This is a genomic window from Leisingera coralii (genome assembly GCF_049056525.1).
Classification (GTDB): Bacteria; Pseudomonadota; Alphaproteobacteria; order Rhodobacterales; family Rhodobacteraceae; genus Leisingera; species Leisingera coralii.
Window position 1 is genome coordinate 1 of record NZ_JBHUPT010000011.1, and the last position, 17095, is coordinate 17095.

At 64.9% G+C, this 17095-nt stretch carries 13 protein-coding genes and 1 pseudogene; 7 read left to right on the forward strand and 7 right to left on the reverse strand.

Annotated features, from left to right (window positions below; all coding sequences use genetic code 11):
• Both ACFMBG_RS04055 and ACFMBG_RS04060 read left to right on the forward strand, forming a co-directional pair.
• Nucleotides 1-493, forward strand: a 493-nt coding sequence (locus tag ACFMBG_RS04055; RefSeq protein ID WP_421053452.1) for an NAD(P)(+) transhydrogenase (Re/Si-specific) subunit beta, incomplete at its 5' end; no start/stop codon positions are given.
• Nucleotides 494-719: 226 nt separating this feature from the next.
• A pseudogene (locus tag ACFMBG_RS04060) lies at nt 720-1999 on the forward strand (DUF3422 family protein).
• On the opposite strand, the gene ACFMBG_RS04065 reads toward ACFMBG_RS04060, so the two are convergent.
• From ACFMBG_RS04065 to ACFMBG_RS04080, 4 genes are all read right to left on the reverse strand, one after another.
• On the reverse strand, nt 1935-3008 hold the full coding sequence (locus ACFMBG_RS04065; protein ID WP_421053453.1) for a YeeE/YedE family protein: 1074 nt from the start codon (nt 3006-3008) through the stop codon (nt 1935-1937). The pseudogene ACFMBG_RS04060 and the gene ACFMBG_RS04065 sit on opposite strands and share 65 nt — an antisense overlap.
• Before the next feature lie 232 nt (nt 3009-3240).
• Entirely contained in the window at nt 3241-4212 is a 972-nt protein-coding gene (locus ACFMBG_RS04070; protein ID WP_421053454.1) for an ABC transporter permease, read from the reverse strand.
• A complete protein-coding gene (locus ACFMBG_RS04075; protein WP_008556597.1) occupies nt 4205-5212 on the reverse strand; it encodes an ABC transporter permease in 1008 nt (335 codons plus the stop codon). The genes ACFMBG_RS04070 and ACFMBG_RS04075 overlap by 8 nt, the downstream gene beginning before the upstream one ends.
• A gap of 149 nt (nt 5213-5361) precedes the next feature.
• Nucleotides 5362-7065 (reverse strand): peptide ABC transporter substrate-binding protein, encoded by a 1704-nt coding sequence (locus ACFMBG_RS04080; RefSeq protein WP_421053455.1) that lies wholly within the window; start codon nt 7063-7065, stop codon nt 5362-5364.
• Nucleotides 7066-7407: 342 nt separating this feature from the next.
• Between ACFMBG_RS04080 and ACFMBG_RS04085 the strand changes: the two genes are divergently transcribed.
• The 4 genes from ACFMBG_RS04085 to ACFMBG_RS04100 all read left to right on the forward strand — a co-directional run bounded on the left by ACFMBG_RS04085 (nt 7408) and on the right by ACFMBG_RS04100 (nt 12983).
• Complete coding sequence (locus ACFMBG_RS04085; protein WP_421053456.1) at nt 7408-9228, forward strand: ABC transporter ATP-binding protein; 1821 nt, start codon at nt 7408-7410, stop codon at nt 9226-9228.
• A gap of 2 nt (nt 9229-9230) precedes the next feature.
• Nucleotides 9231-10397 (forward strand): acetylornithine deacetylase, encoded by a 1167-nt coding sequence (gene argE, locus ACFMBG_RS04090; protein WP_421053457.1) that lies wholly within the window; start codon nt 9231-9233, stop codon nt 10395-10397.
• 221 nt (nt 10398-10618) lie between these two features.
• Nucleotides 10619-11785 (forward strand): M20 aminoacylase family protein, encoded by a 1167-nt coding sequence (locus ACFMBG_RS04095; protein WP_421053458.1) that lies wholly within the window; start codon nt 10619-10621, stop codon nt 11783-11785.
• Between the two features lie 34 nt (nt 11786-11819).
• Complete coding sequence (locus ACFMBG_RS04100; RefSeq protein ID WP_421053459.1) at nt 11820-12983, forward strand: M20 aminoacylase family protein; 1164 nt, start codon at nt 11820-11822, stop codon at nt 12981-12983.
• A gap of 114 nt (nt 12984-13097) precedes the next feature.
• On the opposite strand, the gene ACFMBG_RS04105 is transcribed toward ACFMBG_RS04100, so the two are convergent.
• Genes ACFMBG_RS04105 through moaA form a run of 3 tightly spaced genes read right to left on the reverse strand, consistent with a single transcriptional unit; the run spans nt 13098 to nt 16479 of the window.
• Nucleotides 13098-14156 (reverse strand): glycosyltransferase family 4 protein, encoded by a 1059-nt coding sequence (locus ACFMBG_RS04105; RefSeq protein WP_421053460.1) that lies wholly within the window; start codon nt 14154-14156, stop codon nt 13098-13100.
• Nucleotides 14156-15466 (reverse strand): 3-deoxy-D-manno-octulosonic acid transferase, encoded by a 1311-nt coding sequence (locus tag ACFMBG_RS04110; protein WP_421053461.1) that lies wholly within the window; start codon nt 15464-15466, stop codon nt 14156-14158. The genes ACFMBG_RS04105 and ACFMBG_RS04110 overlap by 1 nt, the downstream gene beginning before the upstream one ends.
• Before the next feature lie 2 nt (nt 15467-15468).
• On the reverse strand, nt 15469-16479 hold the full coding sequence (moaA, locus tag ACFMBG_RS04115; protein ID WP_421053462.1) for a GTP 3',8-cyclase MoaA: 1011 nt from the start codon (nt 16477-16479) through the stop codon (nt 15469-15471).
• A 90-nt stretch (nt 16480-16569) separates the two neighbouring features.
• On the opposite strand from moaA, the gene ACFMBG_RS04120 reads away from it, so the two are divergent.
• A complete protein-coding gene (locus ACFMBG_RS04120; protein WP_421053463.1) occupies nt 16570-17010 on the forward strand; it encodes a hypothetical protein in 441 nt (146 codons plus the stop codon).
• The last annotated feature ends 85 nt before the right edge of the window (nt 17011-17095 follow it).

A 17095-nucleotide genomic window follows, 5' to 3' on the forward strand; every position in this document is an offset into this window, starting at 1 on the left:
GGCGGCGCTGGAGGAGGCCGACAGCGTGGTGATCATCCCCGGCTACGGCATGGCGGTGGCGCAGGCGCAGCAGAACGTCGCCGAACTGACCCGCCGCCTGCGGGCGAAAGGCAAGGACGTGCGCTTCGCCATCCACCCGGTCGCAGGCCGCCTGCCGGGCCACATGAACGTGCTGCTGGCGGAAGCCAAGGTGCCCTACGACATCGTCTTGGAGATGGACGAGATCAACGAGGACTTCCCGTCCACCGACGTGGCGATCGTGATCGGCTCCAACGACATCGTGAACCCGGCCGCCCAGGAGGACCCCAACTCGCCGATCGCCGGCATGCCGGTTCTGGAGTGCTGGAAGGCGAAACAGGTGTTTGTCTCCAAACGCGGCCAGGGCACGGGGTATTCGGGCATCGAGAACCCCCTGTTCTTTAAGGAAAACACCCGAATGTTCTACGGCGACGCAAAGCAAAGCCTCGATACGCTGCTGGGTATGATCCAGTAAGCCAACAGTCAAAAACCACAGAAAGGCGCTCCAAAACGGGGCGCCTTTTTCTTTCAGGCTTCTTTCTGGTCCCAAATACCCCGGGGGAGGCCGCAGGCCGGGGGCAGAGCCCCCCGCAACACCCGTTCTGTATACCATTGCATCCTGCTAACGCATTGAAATAAAACATTTCTGTACATGTTTGGAAGGGGTCTCTATGGTCGGCGGCATTGCCCCGGAGACCAGAATGCCCCCGATCCAGGATCACCCCCTGCGCTATACGCTCACCAATGAGCTGCACGCCCGCCCGTTTCCCGCCATGACCTGCCCCAGCACGGTGGTTTATCTGGCGGTCAAGCAGCCGAATGAGGCGGAACACCGCGACCGGATGCAGGATCTGAAGCATCTGACCGATCTGCTGGACCGCCACGGGGCGCCGCACCCCAAGCCGGGGGCGACGCATCACGCGGCGCAGATCGGCCGGCACATGATCAAATGGGAGCAGCATACCGAGTTCGTCAGCTACACCGTCTACCGCGACGGCGTCAGCGCGCGGGCCTTCGACCCGGCGGATTTTGACGTCTTTCCCGCGGACTGGCTGGCAGAGGCCCCCGGCCAGCGGATCACCTCGGCGCTGATCCGGGTTGTGCCGCGCACCAAGGCAGCGGAGATGAAGGAAACCCTTCATGACTGGTTTGTGCCGGAGAGCCTTGCGGTCTCGCAGGTGCTGGACGACAGCGCCGTGGTGGCCGGGGATTTCCGCATCGATCCGGCCGGCCATATGCGGTTCGCGGTGCTGCCGAATGCGGAAACCGGCAGCCAGCGCATCGGGCGGATCGTCCAGCGCCTGTGCGAGATCGAGACGTACCGGGCGATGGCGATGCTGGGGTTCTCCCGCGCCCGCGGCCTGACCCCGTCGATCAGCGCGATGGACACCCATCTGAGCGAGATGATGGTGGAGATGACCGGCGGGTCCACCCCGGCCGAGCAGACCCTGTCGCAGCTGCTGACCGTCTCGGCTGAGCTGGAGGCGATGGCCGCACGCTCTGCCTTCCGGTTCAGCGCCACAGGGGCGTATGACGCCTTGGTCAATCAGCGGGTCAGCCTGCTGCGCGAGGACCGGCACGAGGGCTTCCAGACGCTTGAGGAATTCATGCTGCGCCGGTTCGAGCCGGCCATGCGCACTGTGAAATCCACCGAAAAGCGGCTGGAAACCCTGGCCAACCGGGCGCGCAGGCAGGGGAGCTGCTCCGGACCCGGGTCGATGTGGAGCGCTCTGCGCAGAACCAGGCGCTGCTGGCCAGCATGGACCGCCGCGCCGATATGGCGCTGCGGCTGCAGCACACGGTAGAGGGGCTGTCGGTGGTGGCGATCAGCTATTACGCGGTGTCGCTGGCGGCTTACGCGCTTTACCCGCTGACAACGGCGCTGGACATCAGCAAGGGCAGCCTGACGGCGCTGATCACTCTGCCGGTTGTCGGGCTGGTGTGGCTCGGCGTGCGGCGGATCCGGAAGAAGCTGCACTGAGCGCAGCGTTCATGCCGAGGCCGCCAAGTGCGATGAACGCGAGCGCCAGCAGGGCCGCGAGACTGAGGGTTGGAATGCCCGCCAGCCCGGCGCCCACGGTGCAGCCGCCCGCCAGCACGCCGCCCGCGCCCATCAGCACCGCACCGGCCAGATAGCGGCCGGTCTGGCGCGGGCTCTCGAAGCTTTGCCACTGGAAGCTGCCGCTGAGCACCGCGGCGGCCAGCGCACCGGCCAGTACCCCGCCGATCAGCCCGGCGCCGAACCCTGCAGGGATGGAGCTGGAGGCGATCACGAAGAACAGCGTGTCGGCGGCAGGGGCGGTGAAGGAAAGGCTTTCCATCGCGATGGGGTTGAATTCGTCGAACAGCACAAAGCCGGTGCCAACCCAGCCCGCCGGCACCAGCAAGCCGAGCAATGCCGCGCCTGCAAGCGTCAGCATCCGGTTGCCGGAGCGCAAGGCAGCAATCAGCGCTGCAGCCGCAATCACGGCACTCCACAGCAGCGCTCCGCCGGGCAGGGCGGCCAGGGAGGCCTGCTCCCCAAGCGGTACCGTGACGGAACCGAGCGCGGTGCGCACCGGCGCCAGCACGCCCTTCAGCGTCGCGTGGGCCACGATGGCAAACACCGCAATCACCAAGAGCGCCCGCAAGTTGCCGCTGCCCGCCAGCACCAGCAAGCGCGAGGCGCAGCCGCGGATCAGGATCATGCCGGCACCGAACATCAGCCCGCCGGCGGCGATGGCCAGCAACGGCAGTTCCTGCGCCATCAGCCGGTGATCCGCAAAACCGATCCAGCCCTGCGCCACGGCCGCCTGGGTGCCAATGACCGCCACCGCCAGCGCCATCGCCCAGACACCGGCGGCCTGGCGCCGGTCCTCGCCGGCCAGCGCACGGCGGAAGCAGAAGCGGGTCAGCTGCGCCAGCACGCCGAACAGGACACCGATGGCAAGGGCGAAGAGGACGGAAACCTCCCGTGCCGTGGTCTCCTCAAAACCGAATGTTTCGAACATTGCACTCTCCAGCTGCGGATTCGGAACGTTTTCCCGCAATGACGGGTTTCCCGTGCGCCGGCAAGCGCCGGGCGGCTTGCGGAACCGGGCAAAGGCAGGACAAAGTTCCGGCTTGGGCGCCCTCGATGAAATGCCGCTTTTTCCGGGCACGGCCCCGGGAAAACAAACTGGCCGCTTTCTGCAAAGCGGCCAGTAGGTATGTTTTTATTTGAATGTGTGCGTGCGTTCCGCCTCAGCGGCCCCGGATCCGCGGGTCCAGCGCATCGCGCAACCCGTCGCCCAGGTAGTTCACGCTCAGCACCGTCAGCGAGATCGCCATGCCGGGCCAGAACACCCGCTCCGGGTACTGCTGCAGATAGTCGGTGGCATCAAACAGCAGCCGTCCCCAGGTCGGGAAATCCGGCGGGAAGCCGAGGCCCAGGAAGGACAAGGACGACTCGGTGATGATCGCGGTGGCAATCCCCAAGGTGGCCGAGACCATGATCGGCGACAGCACGTTGGGCAGGATGTGCCGGGTGATCAGCTTCTGGTTGGTGGTGCCGATGGAGCGCGCCGCCATCACGAACTCGCGCTCCTTCAGCGCCAGCACGTCGCCGCGCACGATCCGCGCGGTGGGCATCCAGCTGGTCACTCCGATCGACGCCACGATCAGGATGAAAATCCCCTGTTCCGGCCCAAACGCCGCGTTCAGCGGCTCGCGGAACAACAGCATCATCACCAAGAGCAGCGGCAACAGCGGCAGCGCCAGGAACAGGTCGGTCATCCGCATCAGCGGGCCGTCCAGCCGTTTGAAGAAACCTGCCAGCACCCCGATGAAGGAGCCCAGGAACAGCGCCAGCAGCATCGCCGTCAGACCCACGGAAACCGAGGTCGCGCCGCCCGCCATCATCCGCGCCAGCATGTCGCGGCCCAGCTGGTCGGTGCCGAAGGGATGCGCCCAGCTGGGGCCCTGGTTGCGGGCGCGGATGTCGATCTTGGTGGCGTCGATGTCCCACAGGTAGGGGCCGGCATAGACCGCCAGGATGATGAACAGGAACAGCGCCCCGCCCATCAGCGCGCCGCGGTGCGACTTGAACTGGTCCCACACATCCAGCCACTGGCTGCGCGGCGGGTTGTGCAGCTCCTCCAGCGCGCCGGCACCGGGCACCGCGGTCGAGGCCGGCGCCATGCCTTCGTCGGGCACAAAGCGTTCCTTGTCAGTCATAGCGGATCCTCGGGTCAAGAATGCCGTACAGCACGTCGGCGATCAGGTTGAACAGCACGATCAGCACCGCAAAGATGAAGGTCAGCGTCTGCACCATCGGCAGGTCGTTGGCCTGGATGGCGCCGATCAGCAGCTGGCCGATGCCGTTCACCTTGAACACCTGCTCGGTGATGATGGCGCCGCCAAAGATCGACGGGATCCCCAGCGCGATCACGGTCACCACAGGGATCATCGAGTTGCGCAGGACGTGGACCATCACCACGACATATTCGCTCAGGCCCTTGGCCCGGGCAGTGCGCACGTAGTCCTGGTTCAGGTTGTCCAGCATCGAGGCCCGCATGAAACGGCTCAGCTGCGCGGTGATCTGCAGCGCCAGCACCATCACCGGCATGATCATCTGCTTCAGCTGGTAGACAAAGGCGTCCCAGCTGTCGACCACATGGGTGGTGTCATAGATCGACGGGAACCAGCCCAGCTGCACCGAAAAGATCACGATGACCAAGACGCCCGAGAAGAACGGCGGCACCGAGAAGCCCACCATCGACACAAAGGTGCCCAGCTGGTCGAACCAGCTGTACTGGCGGTAGGCGGAATAGATACCGATCGGCAGCGCGATCAGGATGGCGACCACATAGGCGGTGCCGACGACCCACAGGGTCTGCGGAATGCGCTGGATCACGATGTCCATCACCGGCGAACGGGTCTGCCAGGAGATCACCCGCAGGTCGCCTGCGGAGAAGGAGGTGCCCAGGTAATGGTCGATCAGAACCTGCGGCTCGATCCAGAAGAACTGCACCAGCCACTTCCAGAAGCGGATATGCATCGGCTGGCCGAGGCCAAGCGCCTCGCGCATTTTCTCTTTGACTTCAGGGGGGACGGTCAGGGGAACCTGCGCCATCGGGTCGCCGGGGGCGAGCTCCAAGAGCAGGAAGATCACGAGGCTGATGAACAGCAGTGTCGGAACTGCCAGGATCAGCCGCCGGATTGTAAAGGTCAGCATCAGGTAGGCGCCTTTGCAACTTGTATTAAGGTCGGAGCAGGCGGGGAGGGCCTCACATCCATGTCACGCGCAGGCGGTTAAACGTAACCAATGCTGAATGGCAAGGGGCCCCGATGTAACGTCAGGGCCCCAAGTGAGGCAAGCGCTGCTTACTTGATGCGGTACCAGTCAGCTGCGTTCCACAGCTCGCTGTCCCAGACGTTCAGGTGAACGCCGCCCAGCGTGTTGGAGTGCGCCGACAGGCGGCCGCGGTGCACCAGCGGGATCATGCCGCCGTTTTCGACCATGATGTCGTTGAGGCGGCGGCCGATTTCGGCGCGGGCCTCAAGGCCGGCAGTCTTGGTCAGCTCGGCGTGCAGCTGGTCGAACTCCTCGTTGCAGAAGCGCGAGATGTTCTCACCCTGCCACTGCGACTCGGGCTTGGGCGCCTTGTCGCACAGGCCGTTGGCCAGATAGGCCTGCGGGTCGGTGCCGTCGAAGTTGTTGGCGTACATTTCCACGTCCGCATAGAACTTCTGGAAGGTGTCGGGCGAACCCGGGTCACCGCCGAAGAACACCGAGGCGTTGATGTTGCGCAGCTCGGATTCGATGCCGATCTGGCCCCACCACTCCTTGATCAGCGCCTGGAAGTCCTGGCGCACGGCGTTGGTCGAGGTCTGGTACAGGATCTTCATCGGCTTGCCGTCCGGGGTCTCCCGCACGCCGTCGCCATTGGTGTCCTTGTAGCCGGCTTCTTCCAGCATCGCCTTGGCGCCTTCGATGTCCTGGGTGGAGCAGTCAAAGGTGTCGGAAGCAAAGGCTGCCGGTGCAGGCACCCAGTTACAGCCGACCTTGCCGGCCTTGCCATAGCCGATTTCCACCAGCAGCGGACGGTCGATGGCCATCGACATCGCCTTGTAGACGGCCGGGTCGGTCAGGAACGGATGCGGATGCTTGGCGGTGGAGCGCTCGCCCTCCGGCAGCTCCGGCGACGGGTCGGTCTGGTTCAGCATGATGCGTTCCACCAGCGAGCCGAAGCCCGCAACCGGCTTGCCCTTGCCGCCTGCTTCCATCTGGGCGATCACTTCCGGCGCCAGCTGCAGGTTCCAGGCATAGTCGAACTCGCCGGTCTCCATCACCGCGCGGCCGGCTGCGGTTGCGTCACCGCCGCCCTTGAACAGCACCTTGGCAAACGCGGGCTTCGCCGGGTCGCGGTAGTTGGGGTTGGCCGACATGGTGATCACGTCGTTCGGCTTGAATTCATCCACCACAAACGGGCCGGTGCCGATCGGGCCAAAGTTGGCCTCGGTGCATTCCGGTGCGCGGGCGCCCATGCAATTTTCGAACTGCGCCTTCTGCAGGATCGGGCTTTCACCGCCGGAGAACGGGCCGTAGGGGAAGGGGGTGGGTTTGTCGAAGTTGACCTTGACGGTCATGTCGTCCAGCAGCTCGACAGAGCTCACGCCCTCAAACTTGGTCAGCTGCGCGCAGCCGCCTTCGGGATGCATGCAGTAATCGGCGGTGAACTTCACATCATGGGCGGTGAAATCGGTGCCGTCGGACCACTTGATGCCGGGCGCGATCTTCCAGGTGATCGAGGTCAGGTCTTCGCTGACGCCGCCGTTTTCAACGGTCGGGATCTCGGCCGCCAGATAGGGCACCATGTTGCCATCGGGGTCATAGCGGGCCAGCGGCTCGATCACCAGCGAGGCGGCCTGGATGTCCTTGGTGCCGCCGGACAGGAACGGGTTCAGGATCGACGGCGCCTGCCAGTAGATGATGTTGACCTGGCCATCGGACCCGCGCTCGGCAAAGGCCGCCGGCGCCAGGGCGGCCGTGGCAACGGCCCCCATCAATAGGGATTTGAGTTTCATCACACTCTCCTTGTCGGACACGTTTTGTGTCTTTTTGTCGGCCGGGCCGCATGGGCCCGGAGATTTGCCGCATCGCTGCGGAAAGGGTCGTAATCGCACCTGCAGGCAGGCCAAAAGCGCAGTCATTAAGCACTCTTAACATACGCCCGGACAGGCCGGGGCATATCGCCTGGCAGGCAACCACAGGGGTATCGAAAACCACTTCCCGGGAAATTGCAAATTCCAATTTCGAAAAGCCTATGCATTATTTGCATGAGCTTTTTCGGGCAAAGTAGAGTTTACTCCGGGTGCTGAGGCCGCCATCTGCGGCTGGCCCGGGGAATGAAAGATAGGGAAGCCGTCATGCTGGACAACGCAATTGCGTCCATTCGAAACCTGCGTGTTGAGTTTCAGACCAAGGATGGCCCGGTAGTCGGGGTGGAGAATGTCTCCTTCGACGTGAGCCCGGGCGAAACCGTTTGCATCGTCGGGGAATCCGGCTCCGGCAAATCGGTCTCCTCGCTGTCGCTGATGCGCCTGGTGGAGTTCGGCGGCGGCGAAATCGCGGGCGGTGAGCTGCTGTTCAACCGCCGCGAGGGCGGCGAGACCAACCTCGCCACCTCCGAGCAGGAGATGATGAAGCAGATCCGCGGCAACGAGATCGGCATGATCTTCCAGGAGCCGATGACCGCGCTGAACCCGGTGTTCACCGTCGGCCGCCAGCTGACCGAGGGCCTGCGCATCCACAAGAACATGTCCAAGGCCCAGGCCGAGGAACGGGCGCTGGAACTCCTGCGCCAGGTCCGCATCCCCGAGCCGGAGCGCCGCCTGAAACAATACCCGCACGAGTTGTCGGGCGGCATGCGCCAGCGGGTGGTGATCGCCATGGCGATGGCCTGCGAACCGCGGCTCTTGATCGCCGACGAGCCCACCACCGCGCTGGACGTGACCATCCAGGCCGAAATCCTGGCGCTGATGGACCGGCTGAAGCGCGAGACGGGAACGGCGGTGATGTTCATCACCCACGACATGGCTGTGGTCGCCCAGATGGCCGACCGCGTCGTCGTCATGTTCCGCGGCAACAAGGTCGAGGAAGGCCCCGTCGAGGAGATCTTCGAGAACCCCAAGCACGACTATACCAAGGCGCTGCTGGCGGCGGTGCCGAAACTGGGCGAGATGCGCGGCAAGCAGTACCCCGAGCCGATGAAGCTGATGGGCGTCGAGGACCAGAAGATCGAGCCGATCAAGGGCACCGATGAGGTGCTGCTGGACGTGCAGAACCTGACCACCCGCTTCCCGGTCAAGGGCGGCATCCTGCGCCGCACCATCTCCAATGTTCATGCCGTCGAAGACGTGTCCTTCAAGGTGTTCAAGGGACAGACCCTGTCGCTGGTGGGCGAATCCGGCTGCGGCAAATCCTCGGCCGGCCGCTCGATCCTGCGGCTGGTGGAGCCGCTGTCGGGCAAGGTGAACTTCGAAGGCCGCGACGTTCTTAAGTTCAGCTCGTCCGAAATGCACAAGGCGCGCCAGGACATGCAGATGATCTTCCAGGATCCCTTTGCCTCCCTGAACCCGCAAATGCAGCTGATCGACCAGGTGGCGGAACCGCTGCGCAACTACGGCCTCGCCTCCGGCTCCGAACTGCACGACCGCGTCGCCAGCCTGTTCGACCGGGTCCACTTGCCGCGCAGCTTCATGCGCCGCTATCCGCACGAGATGTCCGGCGGCCAGCGCCAGCGCATCGCCATCGCCCGCGCCCTGGCCCTGAACCCCAAGCTGATCGTCGCGGACGAGGCCGTCTCGGCACTCGACGTGTCGGTGCAGGCACAGGTCCTGAACCTGATGATGGAGCTGCAGGCGGAACTGGGCCTCTCGTTCCTGTTCATCAGCCACGACATGGCGGTGGTGGAGCGTGTCAGCCATCAGGTCGGCGTCATGTACCTGGGCCGCATCGTCGAAATCGGCCCGCGCGACCGCGTCTTCGAAAACCCGCTGCACGCCTATACCCAGGCGCTGATGAAGGCGGTGCCGATCGCCGACCCGCGCCAGCGCAAGTCGGAGAAGGAACTGAATTTCAAACCGATCCCGTCGCCGATCCACGAAGTGGGCTATGAGCCGGAACCGTCTGAATACCTGGAGCTGGAGCCCGGCCATTTCGTGCTGACCACCGACAGCGGATACTGATCATGTCTGCCAAGCTGACACCGCTGGAGATCATGGAGCGCCTGGTCTCCTTCCCGACGGTGAGCCGGGACACCAATCTGCCGCTGGTGGACTGGGTGCAGGAATACCTTGGTTCGCATGGCATCGAAAGCCACCGCTGGGTGGACCCGGAGCAGCCGCACAAGGCCGCCGTCTTTGCCCATGTGGGACCGGTGGAAGAGGGGGCCGTCGTGCTGTCGGGCCACACGGATGTGGTGCCGGTGGACGGCCAGCCCTGGGACACAGACCCCTTCACGGTGGTGGAGAAGGACGGCAAATACTTCGGCCGCGGCACCTGCGACATGAAAGGGTACGACGCGCTCGCAATCTGGGCGCTGGTCGAGGCGCATGAGCAAGGCGTTAAACGCCCATTGCAGCTGGCGCTAAGTTTTGACGAGGAGATCGGCTGCACCGGCGCCCCACCGATGATCGAGGCGATGCAGCCCGTGCTGCCCAAGGGCTCCGCCGTGATCGTGGGCGAGCCTTCGATGATGAAGGCGGTGACCGGTCACAAGGGCGGCACTGGCTACGCCACCCATCTGGTCGGGTTCGAAGTGCATTCCTCGCTCATGCACACTGGCGTCAGCGCCATCATGCAGGGCGCCCGGCTGATCGACTGGGCCAACCGGAAGAATGCGGAGAACATGGCCAAGGAGCCCGGCGAGGTGCAGGCGATGTTCACCCCGCCCTGGACCACCTGCCACGTCGGCATGATCGAGGGCGGCACCGCCCATAACATCACCGCCAAGGACTGCCGCTTCATGATGGATTTCCGGGTGGTCCCCGGAGAGAACGCCGCCGATTGGGAAGCCGCGTACCTGCAAAAGGTGCGCGAGGTCGAGGCGGAGATGCAGGCCATCCACCCGGAGGCTCGCATAGACGTGTCCAGGCATTTCGACGTCCCCGGGCTGGTGCCGGAACAGGACGGCGAGGCAGAGGGCCTGGTCCGCGCTTTGACCGGCGACAACGGCTCCCATGTGGTAAGCTACGGCACCGAGGCGGGCCAGTTCCAGCAGGCGGGCTATTCCGCGGTGATCTGCGGCCCCGGCGACATCGCTCAGGCGCATCAGCCCAACGAGTATATCACCGTGGCGCAGTTCAACGCGGGCCATGCCTTCATGCGCGGGCTGGTGGAAAAGCTGCGGGCATAAAATCCGGCACCTTGAAACCCGGGCCTTCGTGCTCAGATTGGTGCTGAGAGTGTACCGGGGGGTGTACAGATGGTGCACAGGGGGTGCACGCCCGGTGCACACGCTCTGACAGGTTCCGCGGCGTCCTGACGGCCCCGGATACTTGCGAAGCTAAGTTTTTTCGCGGACAGTTCGCGGACAGTCTGCCGCGACGTGACCTGAAACAGAAAGGGGAGGGGAAAATGCCGGCCAAGAACCGCTTTGCCGAGATGCACCAGGAGATCACAGCCTGGCGCCATCACCTGCACGAGAATCCCGAACTGATGTACGAGGTGCACGAAACCGCCGCTTTTGTGGTGGAGCGGCTCAAGGAGTTCGGCATTACCGATATCACCACCGGCGTCGGCCAGACCGGTGTGGTGGCGGTGATCGAGGGCAAGACCAGCACCTCGGGCCGCGCCATCGGCCTGCGCGCCGACATGGACGCCCTGCCGATCCCCGAAGCCTCGGGTGTGGACTATGCCTCCAAGACGCCCGGCGTAATGCACGCCTGCGGCCATGACGGCCACACCTCGATCCTGCTGGGCGCCGCTAAGTACCTTGCAGAGACACGGAATTTCGACGGCAAGGTCGTTCTGATCTTCCAGCCGGCCGAGGAAGGCGGGGCAGGCGGCAAGGCGATGTGCGACGACGGTCTGATGGACCGCTGGGGCATCCAGGAGGTCTATGGCCTGCACAACATGCCCGGCCTCCCGGTGGGCGAATTCGCCATCCGCCCCGGCGCGCTGATGGCCTCCTCGGATGAGTTCAACATCACTGTCACCGGCAAGGGCGGCCACGCTGCTGCACCCCATGATGCCATCGACACCACCCTGGTCGCCTCGCAGATCGTCGTCTCGCTGCACTCGATCGTCTCGCGCAACGTCGACCCGGTGAAACGGGTGGTGCTGACCGTCGGCACCTTTGAGACCGACAGCACGGCGTCGAACGTGATCGCCCATACCGCCAAACTGCAGGGCACCGTGCGCACGCTGGACCCCGAATACCGTGCCCAGGCCGAGGACTGGGTGCGCCGGGTCGCCGAAAGCACAGCCGCAGCGTTTGGGGCAACGGCTGAGGTCGAATGGCTTCCAGGCTATCCCGTTACGATTAATGATGAAAACGGCACCGCCCATGCGGTCGAGGCGGCGCAGGCGGTCTCCGCCAGAGTCAACGCGGACACCCCGCCGATCATGCCGTCCGAAGACTTCTCTTACATGCTCGAGGAACGGCCCGGCGCCTATATCTTCCTCGGCAACGGCGACACCGAAATGTGCCACCACCCGGCCTATGTCTTTGACGACGAAGCGATTCCCCTGGGATGCAGCTGGTTTGCCGAGCTGGTGGAACGAAGAATGCCCGCGGCCTGAGGCTGCGGGGGAAAGACAACCAAAGGAGTGAGAAATGCCGGTCAAGAACCGCTTTGCCGAACTGCAGGATGAGATCACCGCCTGGCGCCGTGACATCCACGAAAACCCGGAAATCCTGTTCGAAACCCACCGCACCAGCGCGCTGGTGGCAGAGAAGCTGCAGGAGTTCGGCTGCGACGAGGTGGTGACCGGCATCGGCCGCACCGGTGTGGTTGGCGTGATCAAGGGCAAGGCGGACACATCGGGCAAAGTCATTGGCCTGCGCGCCGACATGGACGCGCTGCCAATCCATGAGCAGACCGGGCTGGACTATGCCTCCAAGACCCCCGGCGCGATGCATGCCTGCGGCCATGACGGCCACACCGCGATGCTGCTGGGTGCGGCCAAGTACCTGTCGGAGACCCGCAATTTCGACGGCACCGTGGTGGTGATCTTCCAGCCCGCCGAGGAAGGCGGCGGCGGCGCCAAGGTGATGTGCGATGACGGGCTGATGGACCGCTGGGGCGTGCAGGAGGTCTATGGTCTGCACAACTGGCCGGGCCAGCCGCTGGGCACCTTTGCGATCCGCCCCGGCTCGTTCTTTGCCGCAACCGACCAGTTCGACATCACCTTCGAGGGCCGCGGCGGCCATGCTGCCAAGCCGCATGAAACCATCGACACCACCGTTCTGGCGGCCCAGGCCGTGCTGGCACTGCAGACCATCGCCTCGCGCAATGCCGACCCGGTGCATCAGATCGTGGTCTCGGTGACGTCCTTCGAGACATCGTCCAAGGCGTTCAACGTGATCCCGCAGAAAGTGCAGATCAAGGGTACCGTGCGCACCATGTCCAAGGAGATGCGCGACTTGGCCGAGAAGCGGATCAACGAGGTCTGCACCGGCATCGCCGCGACCTTTGGCGGCACAGCCGATGTCACCTATCACCGCGGCTATCCGGTGATGGTGAACCATGAGGAGCAGACCGAATTTGCTGCCAAGGTGGCGGCCAGCGTCTCCGGCTCCTGCGCGGATGCGCCGCTGGTGATGGGTGGAGAGGACTTTGCGTTTATGCTGGAGGAGCGTCCGGGCGCCTATATCCTGATGGGCAACGGCGACACCGCGATGGTGCATCACCCGGAGTATAACTTCAACGACGACGCCATTCCGGCTGGCTGCAGCTGGTGGGCGGAGATCGTTGAGCAGCGGATGCCTGCGGCCTGAATTCATTGAGTAGAGAGGGGGCTGTCTGCCCCCTCTTGAGCCTCTGGCTCAATTCACCCCCGAGGATATTTGCAGCCAGATGAAGGGGGAGCGGGTTGCGCTTTGGCGCAGGAGTTAGTGCTCCAGCAGCTCGCGGTAGATGGTGACGAGTGTTTCCGCCTCTTTCTCCAGCGCGAAATTGGTCATCGCGTGTTTGCGCGCGGCCTCTGACCATTTCGCCAGCCGGCCTTCTGCGGACAGAACTTCGTTGATCGCGTCGACCATCTGCCCGGTCTCGCCCGGGTCGATCAGCAGCCCGGTTTCGCCCGGTGCGATCAATTCCTCGAAGGCGCCGACGCGGGTGGCCACCGCCGGCACGCCGCAGGACATGGCTTCCAGCGGGGTGAGGCCGAAGCCCTCCCAGCGCTGCGGGGCGACATATAGATCCAGCGCCTGATACCAGCGGGAAACCTCCCAGACCGGCACCTCGGGCGGGAACAGCAGCCGTTCCGACAGGCCAGCAGCCGCGACCCGGGCGCGCAGCTCTTTCTCGAACGTCACGTGTTTTTCGGTGGCGCGGCCCATCACCAGGCCCACCGCCCTGGGGTGTGCCTTCAGCACCTCCAGCATCGCGTCGACAAAGACATCGGTGCCTTTCTGCGCCCGGATCCGGCCATAGCAGCCGATCAGGATGGCCTCCTCCGGCAGGCCCAGCTCGCGCCGCAGCGCCGGCTTGTTGGCGGCCGGGGAGAACTCTTCGGTGTTGATGCCGTGATGAACCACCTGCACGGGTTTCTCCAGATAGGCCGCGCCCTTGGCCGAGGTGGCAATCACCCGGTCCATCTGCGAGATCAGCCACTTGGTATAGTCCGAGTGGTGCCGCTGCGAGGCGGAGGTGAACAGCAGCTTCAGCCGCTTGCCCAGAAGGTACTTGAGCGCCAGTCCGCCCAGCATTTCCACATTGCGCCGGGCGTGCCAGACGCGGGCGCCTGCGGGGCCGTTGCGGTTCATGAACACAAGCTGCGCTGCCGACAGATGCGGCATCTCCCCGGGCAGGCCGCTGCCCGCGGTGGCAATGGCGATATGCTGGCGCTGCAGCGGCACCAGCCGCACGATGGTCGAGGTCACCCCGGACAGGCGGCGTTTGAAGTTCGGCGCGATGACTTCCACCGTATTGGCATCAACCTGTGCCATCATGGCCCCCTTCCTGCGGGCAGAAGCGCCAGCAAAGCGTCCACCGTCTTGTCCAATTGATCCGACTGCCGGGAGATGAACTCCCTGGCGGCATTGCGTGCGGTCTGGAACACGTCCGGCTTTTCAAGCCATTCGGCAACCTGGTCTGCCAGATCCGGAGCGGAGTGTACTTCGGCCGCTGCGCCAAGTCCGGTCAGCTCGGCGTAGGTTTCGGCAAAATTGTAATGCCCGGTGCCGCTGATCACCGCGGCGCCCGCCTGCATCGGTTCAAACGGGTTGTGGCCGCCGATTTCGCGCAAGGAGCCGCCCAGGAACACCAGCGGGCACAGCGCGTACCAGGTGCCGACCTCGCCCAGCGTGTCGGCCAGATAGACCTGGGTTTGGGTCCCCGGCAGAACGCCCTTGCTGCGACGCGCACAGCTGAGACCGGCGGCTTTCACCAAAGCTTCCACCTTGTCGCCGCGCTCCGGGTGGCGGGGGGCGAGCAGCAGGCACAGATCCGGGCGGGTTTTCAGAAGGGTCTGATGGGCCTCCAGCACCACCTCCTCTTCGCCCTCGTGGGTGGAGGAGGCGATCCAGACCGGGCGTCTGCCGATGCTGCCGCGCACTTTGGCGAGAACCTCTGCGTCGACCGGCAAAGGCGCCGAGACGGCCTTGAGGTTGCTTCCGGGGCGAATGCGGTCCGGGACGGCGCCCATCGCCTTCAGGTTCGCAGCCGTCTTCTGGTTCTGGGTGACCAGCAGGTCGAACTGATCGAGGACAAACTGCGCTGTGCCGGGGCGCTTCTTCCAGCCCTCCACCGACCGGTCCGACAGACGGGCGTTCAGCAGCACCAGCGGGCAGCCTTGCTGGCGGGCCCGCACCAGCATCTGCGGCCACAGCTCGCTTTCGACAAAGACACCCAGATCCGGGCGCCAGTGGGTCAGGAAACGGTCCACGGCGGCGGCGGTGTCCAGCGGCGGGAACTGATGGCGGCAGCGCGGCGGCATCCGTTTGGCGATCAGCTCGGCGGAGGTGGGGGTGCCGGAGGTGATCAGGAATTCCGCATCCGGTGCCTGCTCGCCCATGCGCGCAATCAGGGTCAGCACCGACAGGCTTTCGCCGACCGAGGCGGCGTGGAACCACACCAGCCGTCCGGCCGGGCGGGGCAGGGAGGCATGGCCGAGTCGCTCTCGCACGCGCTCCTCCGGCAGGCCGTAATCGCGCAGCTTGGCCGCGACCTTGCGCCAGGCAAATGGGGCGATCAGCGCGCTGGCGCCGCAATAAAGGGAATACAGCAGCGTCGGCCGCGCAGGCGTGTCCCCGGGCATGGTCAGCCGCCGGTGTGGCTCATGTGGCGGGTCATCTTGCCGCCGACTTCCTGCCGCGAGTAGTCGAAGTCATGGCCGCGCGGCTTGTCGCCGATGGCGGCGCGGATGGCGGCCTCCAGCACGCCGGTGCCTTCCTCGTTGGCGCGCAGCGGCGCGCGCAGGTCGGCTTTGCCTTCCTGGCCGAGGCAGGTGTAGATCTCGCCGGTGCAGGTGACGCGCACCCGGTTGCAGCTTTCGCAGAAATTATGCGACAGCGGGGTGATGAACCCGATCTTTTGCCCGGTTTCCTCCAGCCGCACATAGCGGGCCGGGCCGCCGGTGCGCTCGGCCAGGTCGGTGACGGTGTAGTGGTTTTCGTATTCCGCGCGCACGTCCTTCAGCGACCAGTACTGGCCGATCCGTTCCATGTTGCCGATGTCTTCGCCCATCGGCATCACCTCGATCCAGGTGAGGTCCATGTCCCGTTCGGCGCACCAGCGGGTGATGGCGGGCAGCTCTTCCTCGTTGAAGCCTTTGAGCGCCACCGCGTTGATCTTGACGCGCAGGCCAGCCTTCTGCGCCGCGTCGATGCCCCTCAGCACCTGCGGCAGGCGGCCCCAGCGGGTCACATCCGAAAACTTCTGCTCGTCCAGCGTGTCGAGCGAGATATTCACCCGGCGCACCCCGGCGGCATAGAGGTCGTCGGCGTATTTCACCAGCTGCGAGCCGTTGGTGGTCAGCGTCAGCTCCTTCAGGGCGCCGGTTTCCAGATGGCGGCTCATCGCCTGGAAAAATGTCATGATTCCACGGCGCACCAGCGGCTCGCCGCCGGTGATCCTGAGCTTCTCGACGCCCAGGCGGATGAAGGTGGAACAGAGCCGGTCCAGCTCCTCCAGCGTCAGGAGGTCCTTCTTGGGCAGGAAGGTCATGTTCTCGGACATGCAATAGACGCAGCGGAAGTCGCAGCGGTCGGTGACCGAGACACGCAGGTAAGTGATTGCGCGGGCGAAGGGATCGATAAGAGGAGCCGTCATGCCTCCTAGGTAAAGCGGGGCACCGCCCGCGGCAAGGGGGGACGGCTTTTGTCTCTGGCAAAGAGTTTCGCGGATAGCTAGGGTTTGCCCATGCGTATGACAATCCTTTCCCTTGCTTCGATTTCCCTGCTGGCGGCCTGCAACGGCATCCAGCTGAATTCTTCCATTTTGAACGGTTCGGGCAGCCCGGCAGCGGCTGAGCCGCAGGACCCGGTGCTGCAGCCGGCGCCAGGTATTGATGTGGCAGAGGCGGATCCCGCAGCGCCTGCAGCGCCGACCTTCCGCGGATCCGCGACAACGGTGGCGTCGCTGGGCGATCCTTCACTTCCGGGAATGTGGATGGAGACGCCGTTGGTGGCGGCGGAGCAGCAGGCGCTGATCCGGACCAGCCGCAACACCCAGGCGGTGGTGACGTTGAAACCGATCCCAGGCGCGGAATCGGGCGGCAGCCGCCTGTCGATCAGCGCCATGCGGGCGTTGGGCCTGCCGCTGACCGAGCTGGCCGAAGTGCAGGTGCTGCCCGCGGGCTGAGTTCTGTTCCGTTGAGGGGGGGAAGCGCCCGCCCTCTTGGAGCGGGGGGCGTGCGCTGCCCGGCGGGTGCCGGGCGGGGCCTTGG